Annotated in this window: 19 protein-coding genes; 15 read left to right on the forward strand and 4 right to left on the reverse strand. The window is 63.0% G+C overall.

The annotated features are described in order from the left end of the window. Positions 1-3: 3 nt before the first annotated feature. Genes ACTJK9_RS18675 through ACTJK9_RS18690 form a run of 4 tightly spaced genes read left to right on the forward strand, consistent with a single transcriptional unit; the run spans position 4 to position 5,772 of the window. Positions 4-1,539 carry an MFS transporter gene (locus ACTJK9_RS18675; RefSeq protein WP_440815345.1) on the forward strand — a complete coding sequence of 512 codons (1,536 nt, stop codon included), beginning with the start codon at positions 4-6 and terminating at the stop codon, positions 1,537-1,539. A gap of 18 nt (positions 1,540-1,557) precedes the next feature. Then, positions 1,558-2,628, forward strand: coding sequence for an HlyD family secretion protein (locus tag ACTJK9_RS18680; protein ID WP_440815347.1), 1,071 nt, complete (start codon positions 1,558-1,560; stop codon positions 2,626-2,628). Further along, positions 2,625-4,136 (forward strand): efflux transporter outer membrane subunit, encoded by a 1,512-nt coding sequence (locus ACTJK9_RS18685; protein ID WP_260329025.1) that lies wholly within the window; start codon positions 2,625-2,627, stop codon positions 4,134-4,136. Before ACTJK9_RS18680 ends, ACTJK9_RS18685 begins: the two co-directional genes overlap by 4 nt. A gap of 55 nt (positions 4,137-4,191) precedes the next feature. After that, entirely contained in the window at positions 4,192-5,772 is a 1,581-nt protein-coding gene (locus ACTJK9_RS18690) for a glycosyltransferase family 39 protein (protein ID WP_085613327.1), read from the forward strand. A 44-nt stretch (positions 5,773-5,816) separates the two neighbouring features. Here ACTJK9_RS18690 and ACTJK9_RS18695 read toward each other — a convergent pair whose 3' ends face one another. Both ACTJK9_RS18695 and ACTJK9_RS18700 read right to left on the reverse strand, forming a co-directional pair. Next, positions 5,817-6,575, reverse strand: coding sequence for a slipin family protein (locus ACTJK9_RS18695; protein ID WP_039773021.1), 759 nt, complete (start codon positions 6,573-6,575; stop codon positions 5,817-5,819). A 2-nt stretch (positions 6,576-6,577) separates the two neighbouring features. Next, positions 6,578-7,105: an NfeD family protein gene (locus ACTJK9_RS18700; RefSeq protein WP_440815351.1), complete on the reverse strand. Its 528-nt coding sequence runs from the start codon at positions 7,103-7,105 to the stop codon at positions 6,578-6,580. A gap of 196 nt (positions 7,106-7,301) precedes the next feature. Between ACTJK9_RS18700 and ACTJK9_RS18705 the strand changes: the two genes are divergently transcribed. Further along, a complete protein-coding gene (locus ACTJK9_RS18705) occupies positions 7,302-7,763 on the forward strand; it encodes an aminoacyl-tRNA deacylase (RefSeq protein WP_007957669.1) in 462 nt (153 codons plus the stop codon). Between the two features lie 128 nt (positions 7,764-7,891). Continuing rightward, positions 7,892-8,137 (forward strand): DUF2789 domain-containing protein, encoded by a 246-nt coding sequence (locus ACTJK9_RS18710; RefSeq protein ID WP_236188859.1) that lies wholly within the window; start codon positions 7,892-7,894, stop codon positions 8,135-8,137. Between the two features lie 3 nt (positions 8,138-8,140). Here ACTJK9_RS18710 and ACTJK9_RS18715 read toward each other — a convergent pair whose 3' ends face one another. Together ACTJK9_RS18715 and ACTJK9_RS18720 are read right to left on the reverse strand one after the other, a co-directional pair. Next, a complete protein-coding gene (locus tag ACTJK9_RS18715) occupies positions 8,141-8,422 on the reverse strand; it encodes a type II toxin-antitoxin system RelE/ParE family toxin (RefSeq protein ID WP_440815355.1) in 282 nt (93 codons plus the stop codon). Continuing rightward, positions 8,419-8,697, reverse strand: a complete 279-nt coding sequence (locus tag ACTJK9_RS18720; protein ID WP_007957667.1) for a hypothetical protein — start codon at positions 8,695-8,697, stop codon at positions 8,419-8,421. Before ACTJK9_RS18720 ends, ACTJK9_RS18715 begins: the two co-directional genes overlap by 4 nt. Positions 8,698-8,900: 203 nt before the next feature. Here ACTJK9_RS18720 and ACTJK9_RS18725 point away from each other — a divergent pair, with 203 nt between their 5' ends. The 9 genes from ACTJK9_RS18725 (at position 8,901) to pgaB (ending at position 21,100) form a co-directional block, all read left to right on the forward strand. Further along, the gene (locus tag ACTJK9_RS18725) at positions 8,901-9,329 is read left to right on the forward strand and encodes a MarR family winged helix-turn-helix transcriptional regulator (protein ID WP_440815358.1); all 429 of its coding nucleotides are present in this window, start codon (positions 8,901-8,903) and stop codon (positions 9,327-9,329) included. Then, complete coding sequence (locus ACTJK9_RS18730; protein ID WP_440815361.1) at positions 9,326-11,389, forward strand: FUSC family protein; 2,064 nt, start codon at positions 9,326-9,328, stop codon at positions 11,387-11,389. The genes ACTJK9_RS18725 and ACTJK9_RS18730 overlap by 4 nt, the downstream gene beginning before the upstream one ends. Continuing rightward, positions 11,386-11,595 (forward strand): DUF1656 domain-containing protein, encoded by a 210-nt coding sequence (locus tag ACTJK9_RS18735; protein WP_007957657.1) that lies wholly within the window; start codon positions 11,386-11,388, stop codon positions 11,593-11,595. The genes ACTJK9_RS18730 and ACTJK9_RS18735 overlap by 4 nt, the downstream gene beginning before the upstream one ends. Beyond that, the gene (locus tag ACTJK9_RS18740) at positions 11,592-12,479 is read left to right on the forward strand and encodes an efflux RND transporter periplasmic adaptor subunit (RefSeq protein WP_064592600.1); all 888 of its coding nucleotides are present in this window, start codon (positions 11,592-11,594) and stop codon (positions 12,477-12,479) included. The genes ACTJK9_RS18735 and ACTJK9_RS18740 overlap by 4 nt, the downstream gene beginning before the upstream one ends. Next, entirely contained in the window at positions 12,476-13,918 is a 1,443-nt protein-coding gene (locus tag ACTJK9_RS18745) for an efflux transporter outer membrane subunit (RefSeq protein WP_440815364.1), read from the forward strand. The genes ACTJK9_RS18740 and ACTJK9_RS18745 overlap by 4 nt, the downstream gene beginning before the upstream one ends. A 93-nt stretch (positions 13,919-14,011) precedes the next feature. Beyond that, positions 14,012-14,647 (forward strand): hypothetical protein, encoded by a 636-nt coding sequence (locus ACTJK9_RS18750; protein WP_011331886.1) that lies wholly within the window; start codon positions 14,012-14,014, stop codon positions 14,645-14,647. A 199-nt stretch (positions 14,648-14,846) separates the two neighbouring features. Next, a complete protein-coding gene (locus ACTJK9_RS18755; protein ID WP_440815367.1) occupies positions 14,847-16,352 on the forward strand; it encodes a YdgA family protein in 1,506 nt (501 codons plus the stop codon). Between the two features lie 257 nt (positions 16,353-16,609). Then, positions 16,610-19,090, forward strand: coding sequence for a poly-beta-1,6 N-acetyl-D-glucosamine export porin PgaA (gene pgaA / locus ACTJK9_RS18760; RefSeq protein ID WP_440815370.1), 2,481 nt, complete (start codon positions 16,610-16,612; stop codon positions 19,088-19,090). 12 nt (positions 19,091-19,102) lie between these two features. Continuing rightward, complete coding sequence (pgaB, locus tag ACTJK9_RS18765) at positions 19,103-21,100, forward strand: poly-beta-1,6-N-acetyl-D-glucosamine N-deacetylase PgaB (protein WP_440815373.1); 1,998 nt, start codon at positions 19,103-19,105, stop codon at positions 21,098-21,100.

The raw sequence follows: 21,100 nt of genomic DNA on the forward strand, positions 1-21,100 counted from the left end.
TGCATGACATCCCTGACGGTCACGGCGCCGATCGCCGCAACCGCTCCGATGGCAGCCGCGCCACCGGTGTTCGGGGCGCGGATCATCATCGGTCTGGTCGGCGTGCTGCTGGCGGTGCTGGTGTCGGGTCTCAACGAGATGGTGACCAAGGTCGCCCTGGCCGACATTCGCGGCGCCCTGAGCATCGGCTACGACGAAGGCACCTGGCTGGTCGCCGGTTACACCGCGACCTCGGTGGCGGCCATGGCATTCGCGCCGTGGTGCTCGGTGATCTTTTCCCTGCGTCGCTTCACCCTGTGCGCCATCGGCGTGTTCACCCTGCTCGGGGTGCTCTGTCCGCTCGCCCCGAACTACGAAAGCCTGTTGCTGATGCGCATCCTGCAAGGCCTGGCTGGCGGCGCGTTGCCGCCGATGCTGATGACCGTTGCGCTGCGATTCTTGCCGGCCAACATCAAGCTTTACGGCCTCGCCGGTTACGCCCTGACCGCCACCTTCGGCCCCGGTCTCGGTACGCCGCTGGCGGGGTTGTGGACCGAATACGTCGGCTGGCAATGGACGTTCTGGCAAATCATCGTGCCGTGCCTGATTGCCATGGCGATGGTTGCGTGGGGCATTCCACAGGATCCGCTGCGTCTGGAGCGCCTCAAGTCGTTCAACTGGAAAGGCCTGCTGCTGGGCTTTCCGGCGATCTGCATGCTGGTGATCGGCCTGTTGCAGGGCAATCGCCTGGACTGGTTCGAATCCAACCTGATCTGCGCTTTGCTCGGCGCCGGTTCGCTGTTGCTGGTGGCGTTTCTGATCAATGAATGGTCGCAGCCAATCCCGTTTTTCAAGTTGCAGATGCTCGGCATCCGCAACCTGTCGTTCGCGCTGATGACATTGGCCGGCGTGCTGGTGGTGCTGCTGGCGGTGGTGCTGATTCCATCGAGTTATCTGGCTCAGGTGCAGGGTTACCGGCCGGTACAGACCGCGCCGATCATGCTGATCGCGGCGTTGCCGCAGTTGATCGCGCTGCCGCTGGTGGCGGCGCTGTGCAACCTGCGCTGGGTCGATTGCCGCTGGGTGCTCGGCGTCGGTTTGAGCATGTTGACCCTGTCGTGCCTGGGCGGCTCGCAACTGACCTCGGAATGGATTCGCGACGATTTCTACGTCCTGCAATGGCTGCAGATTTTCGGCCAGCCGATGGCGGTGCTGCCGTTGTTGATGTTGTCGACCGGCAGCATCCAGCCCCAGGACGGGCCGTTCGCCTCGGCCTGGTTCAACACCGTGAAAGGCTTGGCGGCGGTGGTCGCCACCGGCGTGATCGAAGCACTGACCACTTCGCGCCTGCATTTTCATTCGACGATGCTGGTCGATCGCCTCGGCAACTCACCGCTGGCCGCCAGCAATGACCCCGGCCTCGCCCATCGTCTGCACGAACAGGCGGTGGTGCTGACTTCCTCGGATCTTTATCTGTGCATGGCCGGCGTCGCGGTGGCGCTGATCCTGCTGATTTTCTGGCTGCCGACGCGGATCTTTCCGCCGCGCGCGCCGACCTGACTGGAACAGAAGGTTTTTATGACGACTCAAGCAAAGCAAAAACTCGCGGTGACCGTAGCCGCTGCGCTGGCGGTTGGTGTGCTGGTGTATCTGGCGATGCCCGGCCTGTTCGGCAAACGCACCCAGCAGAACACCAACGATGCGTTCGTCTCTGCCGACTTCACCCTGGTGGTGCCGCGTGTGGCCGGATTCATCAAAGAGGTGCTGGTGGAAGACAACCAGCAGGTCAAGGCCGGGCAATTGCTGGCGCTGATCGATGACCGCGACCTGCGCGCCGCCGCCGAAGCCGCCGATGCGCAAACCCTGGTGGCCCGCGCTCAATTGCAGAACGCCAAGGCCACGCTGGAGCGCCAAACTTCGGTGATCGCTCAGGCGCAGGCGTCGGTGGTCTCGGCCAAGGCTGAAATGGCTTTCGCCCAGCAGGAATTGAACCGTTACAACCACTTGGCCGGCGTCGGTGCCGGCACCGTGCAGAACGCGCAGCAGGCGCGCACCCGGATTGATCAGGCTTCTGCGCGGCTGGACACGGCCACCGCGAAACTGGCGGCGGAACGTAAGCAGGTCGAGATTCTGACGGCGCAGCGCGATGCCGCCGAAGGCAGTTTGAAGCACGCTCAGGCCGCGCTGGAAATCGCCAGTTTCGAGCTGTCCTACACGCGCATCACCGCGCCCCAGGACGGCATGATCGGCGAGCGCGCCGTACGGGTCGGCGCCTATGTGACGCCGGGCAGCAAACTGCTGGCGGTGGTGCCGCTGAAACAGGCCTATGTGGTCGCCAACTTCCAGGAAACCCAGCTCACCGACGTGCAGCCGGGGCAGGACGTGGTCGTGCGGGTCGACAGCCTCGGCGGCGAAGCCCTCACCGGCCGTGTCGAGAGCATCGCCCCGGCTACCGGCGTGACCTTCGCGGCGGTCAAACCGGACAACGCCACCGGCAACTTCACCAAAGTTGTGCAGCGGATTCCGGTGAAGGTCCTGCTGGATCCGGGCCAGCCGCTGGCCGAACGGCTGCGGGTGGGGATGTCGGTGGAGGCGAGCATCGACACCGAAAGCTCGGCCACCTCGGTGCGTGAGGTGACGCAGCGATGAAGCGCTTTCAGTCCATGACGGTTGTCCTGAGTCTGTCGGCGTTGGCGGCGTGCACCGTCGGCCCGGACTTCCAGAAACCCGAAACCACCCGGATTGCCGAGTGGGCCAAACCGTCAAAAAGTGCCCCCAGCCAGGCCGTCAGCGAACCGTTGAACGAGCGCTGGTGGGAAGTCTTTCACGACGCGCAGCTCTCGGCCCTGACTCAGCGCGCCTTGCGCAGCAACCTCGATCTGCAACTGGCCAGCAGCCGCCTGCAACAAAGCCGCGCTGCCCGTCAGGTGATCAGCGCCGACCGCTATCCGACGACCGCCGCCACCGGCAGCTACGCCCGCAAACGCAACAGCGGCGAAGGCCTGAACGACCCGTCCGGGCACAACGGCGATTCTGCCTTCAACCTGTGGGATGCCGGTTTCTCCGCCTCCTGGGAGCTGGACTTCTGGGGCCGTGTGCGCCGGGAAACCGAAGCGGCCGATGCCAATCTCGAAGTCGCGGAAAACGACCGTCGCGGTGTGCTGCTGGCGGTGCTCGCGGACACCGCGCAAAACTACATCCAGCTGCGTGGTGTGCAGAACACCCGCGCGGTCACCGAGCAGAACCTCGACGTGGCGCGGCACAGCCTGAAGCTCTCGCAACTGCGCCTTAACGATGGCGTGGCCACCGATCTCGACGTCGCCGAAGCCGCCGCGCAAGTGGCGGCCATCGAATCGCGCCTGCCGGCGCTGGAGCAACGTCAGGCGCAACTGATCAACGCCATCAGCCTGTTGATGGGCGAACCGCCACAGGCCTTGGCTCAAGAGTTATCCACAGACGCGCCGGTGCCGCAGTCGCCATTGACCGTCGCCATCGGCCTGCCGTCGCAACTGGCCGAACGCCGCCCGGACATTCGCCAGGCCGAAGCCCGGTTGCATGCCGCCACCGCCAACATCGGCGTGGCCAAGGGCGATTTCTATCCGCGCATCACCCTGTCCGGCAACCTCGGCTCGCAAGCCATGCAACTCAGCGATTTCGGTTCCTGGGGCTCTCGCGCCTTCGGCATCGGCCCGCAGTTCAGCCTGCCGCTGTTCGACGGCGGCCGCTTGCGCGGCATGCTGCAACTGCGCGAAGCCCAGCAGCAGGAAGCGGCGATCGGTTATCAACAGACCGTCCTGCGCGCCTGGCACGAAATCGACGACCAACTGACCGCCTACAACGCCAGCCAGCGCCGCCGCGACAGCCTCGCCGAAGCCGTGCGCCAGAACCAGATCGCCCTGCGCACTGCGCAACAGCAATACGTCGAAGGCGTGGTCGACTTCGTCAACGTCCTCACCGTGCAAGGCGCACTGCTCGCCACCCAGGAACAATGGGTGGAAAGCTCCACCGGCGTTTCACTGGCGATGGTCGGGCTGTACCGGGCGCTGGGTGGGGGATGGGAGTCGGTGTACCCAGACGAGAACCGGACCGCCGTGTTGCCGGATGTCGCGAAAGCGCCAGCCGGCGTCGACGATTCTGCTGTGGCTGACCTAAAGTGATGAGCAGGTTGGCGCGTCATACTCTCGTGGCGCAACGGCGCGGCAAGAGGAAACAATGGCGGTTAACAGAGTCACGCCAATGGGCGACACGCAAGATCCCTTTGCCGCACCCGGCTCCTGGTTCGGCAGTCTGCGCTGGGTGCGCTGGGTAAAACATCATTGGCTGTGGCCGATCCTCGCGCTGGCGGCGTTCGTGCGTTTTTATGACCTGACGGCGGCGGCGATCTGGGGCGATGAAGGGTCCAGTCTGCTGTTGGCGCGCTATCCGTTGAGCGAAATCTGGAAGCACGCGGCCTTCGATGTGCATCCGCCGCTGTACTTCATACTGCTGCATGGCTGGATCGAGCTGTTCGGTGACGGCATCTTCGCGATCCGCTGCCTGAGTGCGCTGGCCGGCATCGCGGCGGTCGGGTTGGGCGTCTGGCTGGTGGATCGCCTGGCCACACGCCGGGCCGCCTTCATCGCCGGTCTGTTGCTGGCGCTGCTGCCGACAGCGGTGCGCTACAGCCAGGAAGTGCGCATGTACGCGTTGCTCGGAGGACTGTTGCTCGCCGCGAGCCTGGCGCTGGTTTACTGGATCAGGCGCCCCCAGCGAAACCGCTATCTCGTGATTTACGCGTTGTTGATGAGCGCGGCCTTCTACACCCACTACTTCGCCGTTCTCGCGGTTTTGTGTCACTGGCTCTACCTGATCGCGATCCGCGTACAGCGCGGTTATCGATTCCGCCATATCCAGCGCTGGAACTGGTGGCTGGCGAACCTGGCCATCGTCGTGCTGTACCTGCCCTGGCTGCCCAATCTGCTCGACTTGATGCAGCACATGGAACAGCTCAGGGCCGGCGGCGATGTCGGCTGGGAGCCGGCCGTCACCTTGAGTTCGCTGCCGTCGATGATCTGGTCGTGGTTGATTCAGGACGATGGCGATACGTTACCGCTGCTGACGTTCGCAGCGTTGCCCCTGGCATTGCTGGCACTGGCGGCTGTCGCGGTGATGCGCGACCGCAGCGTGTCGCGCGGCAGTATGCTGTTGGCGCTGTACACCGGACTGCCGCTGCTGCTGGTATTTGCGGTGTCGTTCATCACGCCGGTCTTTGTCGAGCGCTATTTGACGGCGTACGCCCTGGGGTTGCCGATGCTGGCGGCGTTGGCCGTTGACCGTTTGTACAGCCACGCACGGTTGCTCGCTTTGGCGGTGTTGGTCTCTCTGATCGGCGTGGAACTGCTCGGCGTGAACAACAACGCCACCGTCGACAGCGATGATCAGTTCGATCGCGTGGTGAATTACGTCAATCAGCATTTCCTGCCGGGCGATCGTATCGTCACCAGCGACATGCTCTGGTACTTGAGCTACGTCTATTACGACCGCAGCGGTGCGCAGGTGCGCCTCTTTACTCCGCCGACAGCAGACGGCCGTTCGACACAACCGAATGAGTACGGCTTCGGCACACTGGTGAGCCGCGAGGTCTATCTGGACAGCCTCGCACAATTGCCGGGGCATGGACGGGTCTGGCTGGTCGGGACGTTCGGCGCTGCGGAAGAATTCTCACCCTTACCCGCCACCTGGCAGCCCGGCGCCGAAATCCATGCCGGCGGCGCCAACGCACGCCTGTTCATCCCCCAGCCACCACTCGACTAAAGCCGCACCTCTATAGACGCCGCTGCCGACTGCGAGCTTTTGCCTCAGGATTTACCTGACAAATCTGCCATGCCCTTGAGCAGTTCGATCGGCAACGGAAAGACGATGGTCGAGCTCTTGTCCCCGGCAATCGAACTCAAGGTCTGCATGTAGCGCAGTTGCATGGCGCCGGGCTGGCGACCGAGCATTTCGGCGGCCTGCATGAGTTTTTCCGAGGCCTGCAATTCGCCTTCGGCGTGGATCACCTTGGCGCGCCGTTCCCGCTCGGCTTCGGCCTGTTTGGCGATGGCGCGCACCATCGACTCGTTGAGGTCGACGTGCTTGATTTCGACGTTGGCGACCTTGATGCCCCAGGCGTCGGTCTGGGCGTCGAGCACTTGCTGGATGTCGATGTTCAGGCGTTCGCGTTCGGCCAGCAGTTCGTCCAGCTCATGTTTGCCGAGCACCGCGCGCAGGGTGGTCTGGGCCAGTTGGCTGGTGGCCATGAGGAAGTCTTCGACCTGGATGATCGCTTTCTGTGGATCGAGCACGCGGAAGTACAGCACCGCGTTGACCTTCACCGACACGTTGTCGCGGGTGATCACGTCCTGCGGCGGCACGTCGAGGACGATGGTGCGCAGATCGACCCGGACCATTTGCTGCACCACCGGAATCAGCAGGATCAGCCCCGGCCCTTTGACCTGCCAGAAGCGTCCGAGCTGGAACACCACGCCGCGTTCGTATTCGCGCAGGATGCGGAACGTCGAGCCGGCCAGGGCGATCAGCAACAGCAGCAGCGCGACAAAACCGATTTGCAGACCCATGATCACTCTCCGAGCGGTGCCGCGTCAGTCGCGGCCACTTGCAGCAACAGGCCCTTGCGTCCGACCACCCGCACCGGTTGCCCGGTGTGCAGCGGCGTGGCGCTCAGTACCTGCCAGCGTTCTCCTTGTAATTGCACCCAGCCGTTGCGGCTGTCTTCCGGTTGCACCACCGTCACCGCCGTGACACTGCCGAGCAGGCCGGCATCGCCGCTGACCGGTTGGCGCGGTCGGGTTTTCAGGGCGCGGACCAGCAGCGCGATCAGCAACAAGGCGCTGACCAGGCCGAGGCCGATCATCATCGGTACCGGCAGTTCGGCGTTGCTCAGGATCAGTGCGCCGATCACAAACATGACGATGCCGCCGAGGCCGATCACCCCGTAGTTGGGCAGCGCGGCTTCGGCGATCAGAAACGCGATGCCCAGGGTGATCAGCCACAGACCGACCGGGCTGACAGCGGTAAACGGGGTGTCTGCCGCAACCACCGATCCACTCAGCAGCAACAGGGTAAACGCACAGCAACGGATGTTCACGTGACCCTCCGCGAGAGTCAGGGGGTGTTCTTACAGTCTAGTTGAGGCTGTGGCTGGATGAATTTTGATCAATTCTCCCGCCCCGCCAGTGGGCGGATTTCCCGGTGCTCACGGCTCGCCGGACTAGACTTTCAAGGACAGCCACAGCGTTTCATTACCGTCCGCCGCGCAGCGTCGGCGGGCACCGAGGTGCATCATGCGTATGGCCAAGAAAGTGCAGAGCAGCCTCAACCGGGCGCAATGCGAATATGACATCGTCACCCACCCGCACTCGTCCAGCAGCCTGGAAACCGCGCGGGTCTCCGGAATTGCCGCAGAACGGGTGGCCAAATCGGTGATCCTGGACGACCGTCACGGGCACTACCTGATGGCGGTGCTGCCCGCCAGCCGACACCTGGACTTGAGCAAGGTGCGCAGCAGCGGCGAATGGCAAATCACCCGCGAAAGCAATCTGGCGCACATTTTCGACGACTGCGAACGCGGCGCCGTACCGCCACTGGGCGATTCCTATGGCCTGGACATGGTCATCGACCCGCTGCTGACCCGGCAGAAAGACATCTACCTGGAAGCCGGCAACCACAACAACCTGCTGCACATGAGCATGCCCGAGTTCCTGAAAATGGTGCCGCATGCGCAGGTGCGGGAGTTGAGTCAGTAGCTTTTTTAGCGTCTGTGCCGACGCCAATCGCGAGCAAGCCCGCTCCCACAGGCCCTGCGCTAAACCTGTGGAGCGGGCTTGCTCGCGAAAAATCTTTCACACCCTACAAATCTCGCAGGAGTTCCGACATGGAAAACCCGACGCACAGTCTCCCATCCCTGTTCAAGCAACTCGGCCTGGACAACGACCCGGTCAGCATCGACCAGTTCATCGCCACCCATTCCCCGCTCAAACCCGAACTGCACCTGTGCGACGCGTTTTTCTGGAGCGAGAGCCAGGCGGATTTCCTGCGGGACGAAATTCTCGATGATGCGGATTGGGCGGAGGTGGTGGATCAGTTGGATGTGATGTTGAGGAAGGGGCGGGCGGGGTAGTAGTCATCGCGGTAGCGGCCATAACCGAGCTGTATGAACCAGCGCCAGGATCCAGGCTGCGTCGTCTTCCAATTGGTATACGAGCCGATAGCTTTGATGTGGAATGATTTCTCGCGTGCCGGCAATGATACCGGCTGGGCCGATTTCCGGATTCTGGGAAATTCGGATAACCGCTTCGCTGAAGCGGTTATCCATATCTACAGCGGCTTTTGGGTTTACGGAGTGAAGATAATCCCAAATCTTTTCACGTTCCTTTGTGGCGGTTTTCGTCCAGATAATCTTCATTCTTGATTGTCTGCCCGCCTGCGCCTTGCGGCGAATTCTGCTTCTACTTCTTCATTCGACAAGCCATCACCGTCGCGTATAGCGGCTCGTGCGATATCTACTTTCCGCTGTAGAAACGCCTCGTACTCGCGAGCCTCGCGTTGAGTCTGGACAAAGTGGCGCATCATTTCCCGAACGATTTGCGAGGCAGGGCGATGCGTTGCTTCAGCTTCAGCCATGAATTGCTCACGCAACTCAGGCTCCAGCTTCATCGTAAAAACCGCTTGTTTTGACATGTGAAACTCCTTCAAATGAGGCTTGGTACTGAAAAGGTATATACATCGTAAGTTCCAAAAATGGAACCAAGTGAACGATCCAGCGACAAGTGGGCAAAGTTGTTTCAAAACTTGACTGAATTTCCCCTCCAATGCGATATTGATAGTTAGCAAACTAACAGTGTGTGCATTCCCTCGTGCCGAATAACCTCGACGCTCTCCAGATGAACATCAGCAGTGCCATGGTGGTGGCCGCCAGGCATTGGCGGAAGATCTGCCAGACCACGCTGGTCAATTATGGAATTTCCGAAGCCTGCGCCGTCCCGTTGTTGATGATCGGGCGGTTGGGCGAGGGTGTGCGCCAGGTGCAGGTGGCGCAGGCGGCGGGGATGGAGTCGCCGTCGCTGGTGCGCCTGCTCGATCAGTTGTGTCACGCCGGGTTTGTCCGCCGCACCGAAGATGCCCAGGACCGTCGCGCCAAATGCCTGAGCCTGACCGACGCCGGCCGTGAGCTGGTGCAAGCGGTGGAGGGGCAACTGGTGCGTCTGCGTCATGAAGTGCTCGAAGGCATCGACCAGCGCGATCTGGAGGCTACGCTTCGAGTACTGAGAGCTTTTGAGGCGGCCACTCCGCCAACGGTGATCAATCCGTGAACGGGTTCTTTTCCGGCATGCCCCCGGCGCGGGACTGGTTCTACGGGGTCCGCACGTTTGCGGCTTCGATGACCGCGCTGTACATCGCCTTGCTCATGCAGATGCCCCGTCCGTACTGGGCGATGGCCACGGTGTACATCGTTTCCAGCCCGTTCCTCGGCCCGACCAGTTCCAAGGCGTTGTATCGGGCGATCGGTACGTTTCTCGGTGCGGCGGCGGCGGTGTTGTTCGTGCCGATGTTCGTCCAGAGCCCGTATGTGCTGGTGGTGGTCATCGCCTTGTGGACGGGGATTCTGCTGTTCCTGTCCTTGCATTTGCGCACCGCCAACAACTACGCGCTGATGCTGGCCGGCTACACCTTGCCGTTGATCGCCCTGCCGGTGGTGGATAACCCGCTGGCGGTGTGGGACGTGGCCGAGTCGCGGACTGAAGAGATCTTTCTCGGCATCGCCGTAGCGGCGGTGGTCGGCGCGATGTTCTGGCCACGGCGCCTGGCGCCGGTGTTCAACGACGCCGTGGGCAAATGGTTCGCCGACGCCACGACTTACAGCCTGAAATTCCTCAGCCGCGACGTGCAGCCCGAAGAGGTCGCAGCCCTGCGCATGGCGATGGTTGGCAGTTTCAACAGCCTGGAATTGATGATCGGCCAGTTGCCGCACGAAGGTGCGCGGCCGCAGACGGTGCGCAACACCAAGGAACTGCGCGGGCGGATGATCCACCTGCTGCCGGTGATCGATGCCCTCGAAGATTCGCTTTACGCCCTCGAAAGGCGCACGCCCGAGCTGGTGGAAAAGTTCGCACCACTGCTCACCGCGACTCGCGAATGGCTCGGCCACAAAGACGCCGATCTGGAACGCTGGCAAGCCCTGCGGGATCAACTCGAAGCGCTGCAACCGAGCGCCGAAGCCCTGGAAGATCGCAGACAGTTGCTGTTTTCCAACGCGCTGTATCGCCTCGGCGAGTTCATCGATCTTTGGCAGGACTGCCGCAGCCTGCAGGACGCAATCCTGTGCGAGCGCCAGGACAGCTGGCGCGCGGTGTATCGTCACTGGCGCCTCGGTCGCCTGACGCCATTCATCGACCGTGGGCTGATGCTGTATTCGGTGGTCTCGACCATCCTGGCGATCATCGTCGCCTCGGTACTGTGGATCCTGCTGGGCTGGACCGACGGCGGCAGCGCGGTGATTCTGGCGGCGGTGTCGTGCAGCTTCTTCGCCTCGATGGACGACCCGGCGCCGCAGATCTACCGGTTCTTTTTCTGGACCGGAATGTCGGTGCTGTTTGCCAGTCTGTACCTGTTTCTGGTGCTGCCGAACCTGCATGACTTTCCGATGCTGGTGCTGGCGTTCGCGGTGCCGTTCATCTGTGTCGGCACCCTGACGGTGCAGCCACGCTTCTACCTCGGCATGCTGCTGACGCTGGTCAACACCTCGTCGTTCATCAGCATTTCCGGTGCTTACGACGCCGACTTCTTTGCCTTCGTCAATTCCAACCTGGCGGGCCCGATTGGGTTGTTGTTCGCGTTTATCTGGACCCTGATCGCCCGGCCGTTCGGCGCCGAGCTGGCGGCCAAGCGCCTGACCCGTTTCAGCTGGAAAGACATCGTCAGCATGACCGAACCGGCGAACCTCGCCGAACACCGGCAACTGGGTGTGCAACTGCTCGACCGTCTGATGCAGCACCTGCCGCGTCTGGCGCTGACCGGCCAGGACACCGGCATCGCCATGCGCGAAGTGCGCGTGGGGCTGAACCTGCTCGACCTGCTCGCCTACACACCGCGAGTGACGGGCGCGCCGAACGCGTTGCTCAAGCAAGTGGTGGCAGAGGTCGGCGAGTATTTCCGGGCCTGTCTCAAGGCCGGCGAACGCCTGCCGGCGCCAAGCGCCTTGCTGATGACCATGGATCGCACCCGCCGCGCGCTCAACGGCCACGGCGATGAAGAAACCCGGCTCAACCTGTTGCACGCCTTGAGCGGTTTGCGCCTGGCGCTGTTGCCCGGCGTGGAATTCGTTTCCAACGCAGAGCCCGAAGAACCGCTGCCCGAAGGAGCGCCCCTATGATCGGTGATCTGGATATCAGCGGCATTTTCCTGCCGACCCTGCTGGTGTTGATGGGCATCACTTATGTGCTGTTTGTGTTGGTACACGGCGTGCTCACACGCCTGCATTTCTACCGTCTGGTCTGGCACCGGGCATTGTTCAACGTGGCTCTCTACGCCGTGATGCTGTACGGCGTGGATTCACTCAGTCGATACCTGATGACATGAAAAAACCGTTTCTGACCCTCGGTCGCGTCGTCCTGACGCTGCTGATCGTGACTTTCGCCGTCGTCGTGGTCTGGCGCATGGTGATGTATTACATGTTCGCGCCCTGGACCCGCGACGGCCACATTCGCGCCGACATCGTGCAGATCGCTCCGGACGTGTCCGGGCTGATCCAGCAGGTCGAAGTGAAGGACAACCAGTTGGTGAAACGCGGCCAGGTGCTGTTCAGCATCGACCAGGACCGTTTCAAACTGGCGTTGCGCCAGGCCAGGGCGGCGGTCGCCGATCGCGAAGAAACCCTCGCTCAGGCGCAGCGTGAAGCCAAGCGTAACCGTGGTCTGGGCAATCTGGTGCCAGCCGAACAGCTGGAAGAAAGCCTGTCGAAAGTGGCCCGCGCGCAATCGGCCCTGGCCGAAGCGCTGGTGGCGGTGGACAGTGCTCAGCTCAACCTCGATCGCTCGGTGATCCGCAGTCCGGTGGACGGCTACGTCAACGACCGTGCGCCACGCTCGCAGGAATTCGTCACCGCCGGGCGTCCGGTGTTGTCGGTGGTCGACAGCAATTCGTTCCACATCGACGGCTATTTCGAAGAAACCAAACTCGACGGCATCCACATTGGGCAATCGGTGGATATCCGCGTGATCGGCGACCGCGCCCGCTTGCGCGGGCATGTCGAAAGCATCGTCGCCGGTATCGAAGACCGTGACCGTTCGAGCGGCAGCAACCTGCTGCCCAACGTCAATCCGGCGTTCAGTTGGGTGCGTCTGGCGCAACGGATCCCGGTGCGCATTGCCTTCGACGACGTGCCGGATGACTTCCGCATGATCGCCGGGCGTACCGCGACCGTGTCGATCATCGACGATCAACCGCAGGAGCCCGCCAAATGAGCAGGGCTCTGATGATCGCCGGTTTGGGCATGATGCTGTCGGCCTGCTCGATGGTCGGGCCGGACTACCACGTGCCCGAAGACGCGGCGATCCAGCGCAAGGATTTCCAGGGCGACCTGGCGGTGGCCGGCAAACCGGTGGTGTCGGCCCCGGTGCCGGCGGACTGGTGGCGGCTGTACCAGGATCCGCGTCTGGATCAACTGGTGCAGCAGGCCATGGCGTCCAACACCGATCTGCGAGTGGCGGCGGCGAACCTGTCGCGGGCCCGTGCGCAGGTCGATGAAGCCGAGGCAGCCGGTGGCTGGAGCGGCGGCGTGAAGATGGGCGCGCAACGCTTGCAGGAATCCGGCGAGGCATTCCTGCTGCCGGAGAAAGTGCCGGTGGCCAACATCGGCGATATCGGCATCAGTGCGTCCTATCAGTTCGATCTGTGGGGCACGTTGCAACGCGGGATCGAAGCGGCCAAAGCCAACGCCGATGCAACCCAGGCCGCGGCCGATACCGCACGCATCACTCTGGTCGCCGACGTGGTGCGGGCCTACACCCAGGTCTGCGCGGCGAACGAGGAACGGGAAATCGCCCAGCATTCCCTCGACCTGCAATCCCAGAGCACCACCCTGATCCAGCGCCTGCGCGATGCCGGGCGTGTCGACGAAACCCAGGTCACCCGTTCGCAGACCCAATTCAAATCCCTGCGCGCCGACATGCCGCGTTATGAGGCGGCGCGGCAGGCCGGGTTGTTCCGGCTGTCGATGCTGCTGGCCAAGCCTGTCGATCAACTGCCGGCCGGCACCGCGACCTGTGCCGAGCTGCCGAAAATCGCCCAACTGGTGCCAGTCGGTGACGGCGCCGCGCTGCTCAAGCGTCGGCCGGACATCCGCCAGGCCGAGCGGCGTCTGGCGGCCGCGACCGCCGGGATCGGCATCGCCACCGGCGAGCTGTACCCGGACATCAGTTTCGGCGCGACGATCGGCACCGTCGGCATTCTGGATAACCTTGGCAAACCCTCCACCAACCGCTGGGGCTTCGGCCCGTCGCTGAGCTGGAGTGTGCCGACCAACGGCGCCCGGGCCCGCATCCGTGAAGCCGAAGCCACCACCCAGGGCGCGCTGGCGCATTTCGACGGCGTGGTGCTCAACGCCATCCGCGAAACCCAGACCGGCCTGTCCCAGTACTCCGCGCTGCTGCAACGCCGCGATGCGCTGGCCGATGCCGAGCAGTCGGCAAAACTGGCGGCGGACCAGACGCACCGCTTCTTCCAGGCCGGCCGCGAGTCGTTCCTTGCCGACCTGCAGGCCACCCGCACCTACACCGACGTCACCGCGCAACTGGCCGCGGCCAACACCCAGGTTGCCATGAGCCAGATCGATTTGTTCCTCGCCCTGGGCGGCGGTTGGGAAAGCGGACGAACGCAAGCCTCGAGCGCCAGCAAACCCTGAGGCCGTTGCTATGCTTTGAAGTATTGAAAGGGCGCCCCGAACCAGGCGCCTTTTCAGTGCACATCGCTAGCGCAGGTCTAGGGGAAACCAATAATGAAAAACCCTTACGCTCTTGGCTTCTGGTGCGCCCTGGTAGCCTTGGTGCTGCTGTCGGCCACCTACTTCTACGGCATCATGCTGGCCCACCAGATCGACAAGGCAATGGTCTTCCTCGACAGTACCGTGGCGCTGATCGCGGTCATGGCGATCGTGGTCGTGGCGTCGGCGCTGGTGCAGACCCAGCGACTCAAAAAACGCCAGCTTGAGCAAAGCAAGACGCTGCTGCTGATCTGGGACACCAAGGTCGCGCTGCGCAAAGTCGAAACCGTATTCGACCGCTACTTCTGGGGCGGCTACTGGCAGCCGGGGCGTACCTTCGCCGAAGTCATGGGCGAGCTCACCGGCACGCCGCTGGAAAAAAGCCTCGAAGCCCTGAAAAAACAATGTCTGGCCCTCGACCGACAAGTCGCCGGCGACGGCTGGCACTGGCTCAACAACGCCCGCGAACTGTCGGACGTCGCCACGGCCATGGCCCGCGAGCGTTATCAACTGGATTTCTGCGACCCGCGCAGCGACGGGCCGGGCGGAGCGGTGATCGACCGGGATTTCGAAGTGCTGGTGTACACCTGGACCGCGCGACTGAAAAGCTTCGACCATCAGCTGGACGAGATCGAGGTTCAATACTCCTGAGCCCGAAAAGATCGCCGAACCCGGCGATCTTTTTGTTTGTCCATGTCTTGTCGACACTCTTTAACCTTTAAACATTGGGCTGCCAGGCGCGCCCGGTGCTAATCTCCACCGCTAAATTCAGCGGAGTCGCGCCACGGCCCGGTCACGGGTTCAGGGAAGACGACCACACTTTCAGCCACGGAAATCGATCAGGTCATTCATGAATAAATCAGCAGGCGTGCTTCTCGGAATTGTTGTGGCCATTGGCGCCATCAGCGTAGGCGGGGCCTGGTACACCGGCACCAAAATCGAAGGCGTGCTGAACAACGCCGTCGCCAATGCCAACAGCGAGTTGCAGACCGCCATGGCCGGCTCCAACGGCAATGCGTCGCTGGAACTGGTGTCGCTGGAGCGCAACACCTTCAGCAGCACCGCGCACTATCGCCTCAAGGGCGAGGGTGAAATGTTCGGCGAAGCGCCGGTCGAGCTGCTGTTCGTCGACCACATCGAACATGGCCCGCTGCCGTTCTCGCGTCTGGTGTCGCTGAAATGGCTGCCGGTCATGGCCACCAGTCACTTTGAGCTGGAAAAGACCCCGATCACCGAAAAATGGTTTGCCGCCACCAAGGGCGCGGCGCCGCTCAAAGGTGTGGTCAACATCGGCTACGACCAGTCCACCACCGGCAACCTCGAACTGCTGCCACTGGAAACCGCGCTGGATGACAAGTCGAACCTTAAGTTTTCCGGCTTGAACATGGATATTTCTGCCAGCGCCCAGGCCCAGAAGGTCAAGGCCGACGGCTACATGGACAGCCTGCGCCTGACCACGGTCGCCGAAGACCAGACCCCGGTGCAGATCGAACTCAATGGCCTGACCCTGGCCAGCAACCTCGCCAAGAGCACCTACGGCTACTACACCGGCGAGAACACCCTGGAGCTGACCGCCAGCAAGACCACCTTCGGCGCCAAGCAGTCGGTGCTGGGTGTGAAGAACTTCGAGATGAAGAACCGTACTGAAGAGAACGGCAGCAACGCCTCCGGCCGTGCCGACTACAAGGTCGCTGAAGTGACCCTCAACGACAAGAAGATCGGTTCGGCCAACCTGGCCATGAGCCTGAAAAACCTCGACATTCCGTCGGCGATGTCGCTGATGCAGATCTACCAGACCAAGCTGCAGCCTTACGAAAAAGCCGCTGCCGAAGCCACCGCCGCCGGCCTGCCGGCACCGGAGCTGAACCTGACCGAGGCCGAGTCGACCCAGGTCAAGGCCGACCTGCAGAAACTGCTGGCGGCCGGGCCGCAACTGGCGCTGGAAGACCTGTCGCTGAAAACCGCCAACGGCGAAAGCCGGGCGAATCTGGTGCTTGATCTGACCAAGCCTGCGTCGATGGACCTGCCACCGGATCAACTGGGCAAACAGTTGATCGCGCTGCTGGACATCAATGTGTTGGTGTCCAAGCCGATGCTGGTCGACCTGCTCAGCGTGCAGGCGCAAATCGATGGCCAGACCGATGCCAAGGCCATCGTCGACCAGGCCAGCGCTGGCACCGACATGTTCGCCGGCATGGCCGTTGGTTCGCAGTTGGCGACACTGGATGGCACCAACGTTGTCACCAAGCTGCATTACGCCGCCAATCAGGTGGAGTTCAACGGCCAGAAGATGACCGTCGAGCAGTTCGTGGGCTTTCTGATGAGCAAGTTCGGCAGTATCGAACAGCCTCAGTAAACGCCTCGCGCGTCACCGAAACGCCCGGCCTCTGCACCCGCAGACGCCGGGCGTTTTGCTGTCTGGCATCCGTGTTAACGGTTAGCCGGGGCCAGTCATCGTCACGAATCTGAACAATTATTGTGTTCTGAATATTGATCTACGCTTGCGTGCAAGACTGCTTGGATAGCTTGGCCAGGTGAATCGACCTGGCCTCCGTTACGAATTGGGCAAGGGGGGGCACTGCTACCCGGCTGGCCATGTAAGGATGCTGACGAATGCCGCGTATTGATGGTCCTGTATTACATCGTGGTTTACGCCCTTTGTTTCGAGTCGCGCTGTGCAGCCAGTTGCTCTGGCCGGCGTTCGCGTTCGCCGACACGGCCTACGATCAAATGGTGCTCGACGCCCGGGCCGGGCATTACACGCCCGCGCTGACCGTTTTGCGTCAGGTGCCGCCGGCCCAGGCCACCACCGGCCAGGTCAGCGATCACCTGCAGATCGCCGGTTGGGCCGGGCTCGACGCTGAAGTGGTGCAGGTCTACGAGACCCAGGGTCGTGGCCGCGCACTGCCGGTTCAGGCGCTGACCGCCACCGCCCGGGCCTACCGTAACCTCAAACGCTGGGATCAGGCGATCCAGGTCTACAACAAGGCTCTGACGCTCGAGCCGGATAATGCCGACCTGCAACTCGGTCTCGCGCTGACCCAGGCCGATTCCAGCAAGCCTGACGAAGGGGTGATCCGCGCCCGTTCGCTGGTCGCTGCCAAACCCGATGATCCTGCTCGCCGACTGGCGCTGGGCTACGCCTTGAGTCGCGCCGGCAAGCCGTACGACGCGCTGTTCGAATACGACCAGGCCTTCATGCGCGCCGGCAACAAACCCGAGGTCGCCCGCGAATACGTGGTCGCCCTGCAAAAGGCGCGTCTGCCGGAGCCGGCGCTGCGTCTTGCCAGGCAGCGTCCGGGGTTGATCGATCCGGTCACCTTGCGGCGTCTGGAAGGCGATCTGGCCGCCGAACGCGTGCGCCTGGCCGAACTGGCCACCCGCAGCGAAAAAGAACGCTACGTGATCGCCGACCGCGCCCTGGCCGACTACGACCAGTTGCTCGCCACCTGGACCCCGGACGCCAGCGCCCACGATGACGTGACCCGCTGGCGCATCGACCGCATGGGCGCACTCAAGGCCCGGGCGCGCACCGCCGAAGTCATCAGCGAATACCAGAAGCTGCAAGCCGAAGGCGTGAAGATCCCGACCTACGCCCTGCGCTGGGTAGCGGCGTCCTATCTGGATCAGCGCCAGCCGGAAATCGCCACCGATCTTTACCGTCAGGTGCTGGCGGCGCCGGACGCCGATGTCGGCGACCGACTCGAAGACACCACGGCACTGTATTACTCGCTGCTGGAAAGCGACCGCGCCGAAGAGGCGCGCAAGGTTGCTGAGGATCAGGCCAAGGCGCAGAAGCCGCGTGTCGAACTCAAGGGCTTGCCGATCGGCAACCCCAACGACGAATGGATGGACGCCCAGCAACTGGCGGCGCAGGCCGGCACCTATGGCTCCGACCTGCCTCACGGTGAAGAGCGTTTGCAGACTCTGGTGGATCAGGCGCCGGGCAACATCGGCCTGCGCCTGGCCCAGGCCGACCTGTACCTGGCCCGCAACTGGCCGCGCCGCGCGGAAAACCAGCTCAAGGAAACCGAGAGCATCGCGCCGCGCGACATGGGCCTGGAAGTCGCGCAGGCCCGCACCGCCATGGACTTGCAGGAATGGCGGCAGATGGATGCGCTGACCGATGACGTGGTGGCGCGCTTTCCTGACAACCGTCAGGTCCAGCGTCTGGCCCGTGAACGTGTAGTGCACGACATGTCCGAGCTGCGCGTCGAGGCCTATGGCGGCAAGGCCAACGGTGGCAGCGGTGGCGATGCCGGCGCGGTCTCCGGCAGCCGGGATTTCGGTATCCAGACCACCCTTTACAGCCCGCCGATCGATGAAGACTGGCGAGTGTTCGCCGGGGCCGGATACGCCACCGGCGATTTTGCTGAAGGCACCGGCCACCACCGCTTCCAGCGTGTCGGCCTGGAGCGTCGCACCCGCGACATGACCCTCGAAGCCGAAGTATCGAATCATTCCTACGGTTTCGGCGACAAGCAGGGCGCGCGTCTGGCGATTGCCCGGGATATCAACGACCACTGGCAATACGGCGGCAGCCTTGAATACCTCTCGGCCGAAACCCCGCTGCGGGCATTGAACAGCGACATCAAGGCCAACGGCGGCAGCGGTTTCATCCGTTGGCGCGCCAACGAGAGCCGCGAGTGGCGGCTGGCGGTCAGCCCGTCGCACTTCAGCGACGGCAATAACCGCGTCGAAGCCTTGCTGACCGGCAAAGAGGGCGTCTACAGCGCGCCGAACCTGCAAGTCGATGCGGGCCTGGAAGTGGGCACCAGCCACAACTCCAAGTCCGATGACGTGCCGTACTTCAACCCGAAGTCGGACTTCAGTGTCATGCCGCTGCTCAACGTCAATCACGTGCTGTACCACCGCTACGAAACCGCCTGGAGCCAGCAGTTCCAGGCCGGAGCGGGCACTTACAGCCAGCGTGATCACGGCACCGGCGGCATGGCATTGCTCGGTTACGGCCAGCGCTACGCCTGGAACGACGTGTTCGAGGTGGGCGGTTTGTTCAGCGTGATCAACCGGCCCTACGACGGTGACCGGGAAACCGATCTGCGTCTGCTCGTCGACCTCACTTTCCGCTTCTAGAAGAGTTTGAAGATGCCTTTGATTTCGCGTTTCTTCCTTCTGCTGGGAGTGCTGCTGGTCAGCGCCTGCGCCCAGCAAGCCCCGGCCTTTGCGCCGCCGTCCGAGCGACCGCTGGCAGCCAATGAAAAGCCCTGGCCGAAAAACCACGTGCTGGGCATTGCCTACCACGACGTCGAAGACCGAGACCCCGATCAGGCGGTAGTGGCGGTGCGCACCGAGCGTCTGCTCGAACAGCTCGCCTGGTTGCGGGAGAACAACTACAAACCGGTGACGGTCGATCAGATCATGGCCGCGCGCCAAGGCGGGCCGGAACTGCCGCCCAAGGCAATCCTGCTCAGCTTCGACGACGGTTATTCAAGCTTCTACACCCGCGTGTTGCCGGTTTTGCGCGCCTACAACTGGCATGCGCTGCTGGCGCCGGTCGGCACCTGGATCGATACGCCGCTGAACCAGCCGGTGGATTTCGCCGGCACGCCGCGTCCGCGCTCGGACTTCCTGACCTGGGCTCAGGTGCGGGAAATCTCGCAGTCGGGTCTGGTGGAAATCGCCGCTCACACCGATGCCAATCACAAAGGCATTCTCGCCAACCCGCAAGGCAACCTGCAGCCGGCGGCCGCGACCCGACGCTACGATCCGGTGAGCAAACGCTATGAGTCCGAGGCCGATTTCCAGGCGCGGATCCGCGCCGACGTGCAGGCGATCTCGGAGAAAATCCGCAAGAACACCGGTAAGAAACCGCGCGTCTGGGTCTGGCCTTACGGCACGGCGGACGGCACGTCGCTGACCGTGGTGAGCGAGGAAGGCTATGAAATGGCCCTGACCCTCGATGACGGCCTCGATGCCCTCGACAACCTGATGAGCGGGCCGCGTTTCCTGGTGGCTTCCGACCCTGACGGCGAGCACTTCGCCAACAGCGTGGTCGGCGTGCAATCGGATTTCACCATGCGCGTCGTACACGTGGATCTGGATAACGTCTACGACCCGGACCCGGCGCAGCAGGAAATCAACCTCGGCAAACTGATCCAGCGCATGGCTGACATGGGCGCCAACACGGTGTTCCTGCAAGCCTTCGCCGATCCGAAGGGCGATGGGCTGGTGCATTCGTTGTACTTCCCCAACCGTCATCTGCCGATGCGCGCCGACCTGTTCGACCGCGTCGCCTGGCAATTGCGCACCCGGGCTCACGTGAAGGTCTTTGCGTGGATGCCGGTGCTGAGTTTCGAACTGGATTCGAAGCTGCCACGGGTGACGCGCTGGGATCCGAAGACCGGCACGACCGCTGTCGATCCGGATCAATACAAGCGCCTGTCGCCGTTCGATCCCGAGGTACGGCGGATCATTGGCGAGATCTACGAAGACGTGGCGCGCCTGACTTCGGTCGACGGCATTCTCTATCACGACGACGCGGTGCTTTCGGACTTCGAAGACGCCGGCCCTCAGGCGCTGAAGGCTTACACCGCCCAAGGCTTGCCGGGCTCGATCGCCGCTCTGCGTGACGATCCGGCAGCGATGCAGCGCTGGACGCGGTTCAAGAGCCGTTACCTGATCGACTTCACCAACGAACTCACCGCCAAGGTGCGCGCGATTCGTGGCCCGCAAGTGCTCACCGCGCGCAACATCTTCGCCGAGCCGGTGCTCAATCCGCACAGCGAAGCGTGGTTCGCGCAGAACCTCGACGACTTCCTCGGGACCTACGACTGGACGGCGCCGATGGCCATGCCGCTCATGGAAAAACAGACCCATGCGCAATCCGGCCCGTGGCTCGAAGAGCTGGTGGCGAAGATCAAACAGCGCCCTGGTGCGCTGGACCGCACGGTGTTCGAACTGCAGGCCCGGGACTGGACGAAAAAGGACCAGGCCGACATCGACGGCGCACAACTGGCCGACTGGATGAGCCGCCTCAAGCGTCAGGGCGCCACCAGTTTCGGCTACTACCCGGACAACTTTCTCGAGAACCTGCCGGACCTGAAAACCGTGCGGCCTGCGCTCTCCAACAAATGGAACCCATGA

Source organism: Pseudomonas sp. 22082 (assembly GCF_052046055.1).
Lineage (GTDB): Bacteria > Pseudomonadota > Gammaproteobacteria > Pseudomonadales > Pseudomonadaceae > Aquipseudomonas > Aquipseudomonas pharyngis.

What these genes read in the sequence shown, in the direction of transcription:
- ACTJK9_RS18675 (WP_440815345.1), top strand. Translation starts at nt 4, where the DNA reads ATGACATCCCTGACGGTCACGGCGCCGATCGCCGCAACCGCTCCGATG.
- ACTJK9_RS18680 (WP_440815347.1), top strand. Translation starts at nt 1,558, where the DNA reads ATGACGACTCAAGCAAAGCAAAAACTCGCGGTGACCGTAGCCGCTGCG.
- ACTJK9_RS18685 (WP_260329025.1), top strand. Translation starts at nt 2,625, where the DNA reads ATGAAGCGCTTTCAGTCCATGACGGTTGTCCTGAGTCTGTCGGCGTTG.
- ACTJK9_RS18690 (WP_085613327.1), top strand. Translation starts at nt 4,192, where the DNA reads ATGGCGGTTAACAGAGTCACGCCAATGGGCGACACGCAAGATCCCTTT.
- ACTJK9_RS18695 (WP_039773021.1), bottom strand. Translation starts at nt 6,575, where the DNA reads ATGGGTCTGCAAATCGGTTTTGTCGCGCTGCTGCTGTTGCTGATCGCC.
- ACTJK9_RS18705 (WP_007957669.1), top strand. Translation starts at nt 7,302, where the DNA reads ATGCGTATGGCCAAGAAAGTGCAGAGCAGCCTCAACCGGGCGCAATGC.
- ACTJK9_RS18710 (WP_236188859.1), top strand. Translation starts at nt 7,892, where the DNA reads ATGGAAAACCCGACGCACAGTCTCCCATCCCTGTTCAAGCAACTCGGC.
- ACTJK9_RS18715 (WP_440815355.1), bottom strand. Translation starts at nt 8,422, where the DNA reads ATGAAGATTATCTGGACGAAAACCGCCACAAAGGAACGTGAAAAGATT.
- ACTJK9_RS18720 (WP_007957667.1), bottom strand. Translation starts at nt 8,697, where the DNA reads ATGTCAAAACAAGCGGTTTTTACGATGAAGCTGGAGCCTGAGTTGCGT.
- ACTJK9_RS18725 (WP_440815358.1), top strand. Translation starts at nt 8,901, where the DNA reads ATGAACATCAGCAGTGCCATGGTGGTGGCCGCCAGGCATTGGCGGAAG.
- ACTJK9_RS18735 (WP_007957657.1), top strand. Translation starts at nt 11,386, where the DNA reads ATGATCGGTGATCTGGATATCAGCGGCATTTTCCTGCCGACCCTGCTG.
- ACTJK9_RS18740 (WP_064592600.1), top strand. Translation starts at nt 11,592, where the DNA reads ATGAAAAAACCGTTTCTGACCCTCGGTCGCGTCGTCCTGACGCTGCTG.
- ACTJK9_RS18745 (WP_440815364.1), top strand. Translation starts at nt 12,476, where the DNA reads ATGAGCAGGGCTCTGATGATCGCCGGTTTGGGCATGATGCTGTCGGCC.
- ACTJK9_RS18750 (WP_011331886.1), top strand. Translation starts at nt 14,012, where the DNA reads ATGAAAAACCCTTACGCTCTTGGCTTCTGGTGCGCCCTGGTAGCCTTG.
- ACTJK9_RS18755 (WP_440815367.1), top strand. Translation starts at nt 14,847, where the DNA reads ATGAATAAATCAGCAGGCGTGCTTCTCGGAATTGTTGTGGCCATTGGC.
- pgaA (WP_440815370.1), top strand. Translation starts at nt 16,610, where the DNA reads ATGCCGCGTATTGATGGTCCTGTATTACATCGTGGTTTACGCCCTTTG.
- pgaB (WP_440815373.1), top strand. Translation starts at nt 19,103, where the DNA reads ATGCCTTTGATTTCGCGTTTCTTCCTTCTGCTGGGAGTGCTGCTGGTC.